This window comes from Pseudonocardia sp. McavD-2-B, assembly GCF_024124365.1.
GTDB classification, from domain to species: Bacteria; Actinomycetota; Actinomycetes; order Mycobacteriales; family Pseudonocardiaceae; genus Pseudonocardia; species Pseudonocardia alni.
The window spans coordinates 1-2,018 of the sequence record NZ_JAMXSG010000484.1; the positions used below are offsets into that span (position 1 = coordinate 1).

The following is a 2,018-nucleotide window of genomic DNA, read 5'->3' on the forward strand; positions in this document are numbered from 1 at the left end:
CCGCACCGGTGGCCCGTACGGCGCCGGCCCCGCCCGGCGCGGCTGAGCCGCCCGCGGGTCCGCGGCGACGACCCGCCGCCACGACCGCGCTACGACGTGCTGACGTCCGGACCCGGCCCCAGCAGGGCCGGGTCCGACGACGCGGCGACGAGCCTGCCGTGCGGGTCGGCGACCAGCCGTCGCGTCGTGGTGTCGAGGACCCCGAGGGTGCAGTCCACCTCGGCCGCGAGATCGTCCGTGCGGGCCCCGTCGGCCGCGGCCACCCGGACGATCCGGTGACTCATCGTGAACGGTTTGCGCGCCGAGAACGCGATCACCGAGTCGATCCGCAGTTCGTCGCCGGCGCGCAGCTCGGCCCGGAAGTGCACCGTCGTCGACAGCAGCACGATCGTCAGACCGTGTGCGCCGAGCGCGTGCTGGGACAGCCCGGCGGCACGGAAGTGCTCCATCCGGGCGTGCTCGCCGTACTGGTGGTAGACGGCATGGTTGACGTGCCCGTTCACGTCCATCTCGTAGCTGCGGACACCGATCCGGACCCCGAACGGCGGAGACTGCTCGACGCTCATGCTCCACACCCTGCCAGCCGGGCCGGACCACCCCGGGCAGCGCGCCCGACCGTGTCCCGGGACGTTTGTGCCACCTGCGACCGCGGTCGTAGGGTGGGTGGCCGCGCTGACTAGGCTGGTGCGGAGGCAGCACGAGCGGTACGTCAAGCAACGGCGGCCGGTTGTCACTCACGGTGACGTCGATGGCGCGTCCGGGAACGGACCACGAGCACGTCGACGGCGCCGACGGCGACGACTCGCGAGGGAGCACGACACATGAGCAGTGAGACGCCCACCGGGGTGGGGGGAGACCAGGGCCCCGACGTCGGCGAGGTCGTCCGCTTCGAGGTGACCGAGCACGGTGACGGCGCCGTCGTCGTCGGAGTGCACGGCGAGATCGACACGATGACCGCGCCCGTGCTGAGCGAACGACTCGCCGAGCGGATCGGCTCCGCGAGCCTGCTGGTGGTGGACCTGACCCGGGTCACGTTCCTCGGGTCGGCCGGGCTGGCGGCGCTCGTCGAGGGCAAGGAGAAGGCGGAGAACGCCGGCAGCCGGCTGCGGCTGGTCTGTGGCTCGCACGCCGTCACCCGCGCGCTCGAGGCGACCAACCTGATGTCCCTGTTCGACGTGGCCGACGGCGTGCCGGAGGCGCTCCGCACGGCCTGACGACCCGGAGGCGTATGGGTGCCTGGTGGCCCCCGCGGTCTTCAACACCGACGTGGCCGAGCATCTCGGCCAGGCGGGTTCGATTCCCGTCCGCCTCCGCCGACCACCGCCCCCGACGACCGGGAGGACGAGCCCCACCGCGATGAGCATCCTGCACCTGGACGAGCTGTCCCCCACCTCGGGTGACGGCCCGTCCGGCGTGCCGGAGCTCGCGGCCGCGGTACGCGAGGGGCGGCTGAGCGCGGCCACCGTCGCCGAGCGGCTCCTCGCCACCTCCGACGAGGCGGTCCCCGTGGGCGCCGGGCTGGTGGTGGACCCCGGGCCGCTGCGCGCGGCCGCCGCGGCGCTCGACCGGCGCACCGACCGGTTCGCCCTGCCGCTGGCAGGGGTCCCGGTGGTCGTCGAGGACGGCATCTCCGTGGCCGGGCGCGGCGACGAGATCGTGCGCAGGCTGCGGGCCGCGGGTGCACTCGTCGCAGGGCGGGCGCGGACCGCCGAGCACGAGGTGGGCCTCGACGCCACCCCGGGTGGCCGGGCCACCGCGACCGTGGTCGCCTCCGGCGTCGTCCCGCTCGGGATCGGTGTCGACGGCGACGGCACGCTGCGCTGCGCCGCCGCCGCACACGGGATCGCCGCGCTCAAGCCGGGCCGCCGGGTGCTCCCGCTGCCCGACGCCGCTGAGCGACGCTGGTCCGGGCTTGCCGAGCCCACTCTGCTCGCCGGGCGCGCGGAGGACCTCACCGCGGTGCTCGACGCACTCTCCCGCGGCACCGGCGGGCCGCCCGCGCCGTCGTCGGTGATGCG

General features: G+C 75.2%; 2 protein-coding genes, 1 tRNA gene and 1 pseudogene. 3 read left to right on the plus strand and 1 reads right to left on the minus strand.

The annotated features are described in order from the left end of the window. Positions 1-89: 89 nt before the first annotated feature. Positions 90-566: a thioesterase family protein gene (locus tag NH602_RS30480; RefSeq protein ID WP_253069641.1), complete on the minus strand. Its 477-nt coding sequence runs from the start codon at positions 564-566 to the stop codon at positions 90-92. A gap of 255 nt (positions 567-821) precedes the next feature. Here NH602_RS30480 and NH602_RS30485 point away from each other — a divergent pair, with 255 nt between their 5' ends. From NH602_RS30485 to NH602_RS30495, 3 genes and pseudogenes are all read left to right on the plus strand, one after another. Then, the gene (locus NH602_RS30485; RefSeq protein WP_043280132.1) at positions 822-1,214 is read left to right on the plus strand and encodes an STAS domain-containing protein; all 393 of its coding nucleotides are present in this window, start codon (positions 822-824) and stop codon (positions 1,212-1,214) included. Positions 1,215-1,220: 6 nt separating this feature from the next. Beyond that, positions 1,221-1,313: transfer RNA gene (locus NH602_RS30490), tRNA-Sec, on the plus strand. Positions 1,314-1,356: 43 nt separating this feature from the next. After that, positions 1,357-2,018, plus strand: a pseudogene (locus NH602_RS30495) (amidase family protein); the annotation flags it as partial.

Coding starts and splice junctions, on each gene's coding strand:
- NH602_RS30480 (WP_253069641.1), bottom strand. CDS start 566: ATGAGCGTCGAGCAGTCTCCGCCGTTCGGGGTCCGGATCGGTGTCCGC.
- NH602_RS30485 (WP_043280132.1), top strand. CDS start 822: ATGAGCAGTGAGACGCCCACCGGGGTGGGGGGAGACCAGGGCCCCGAC.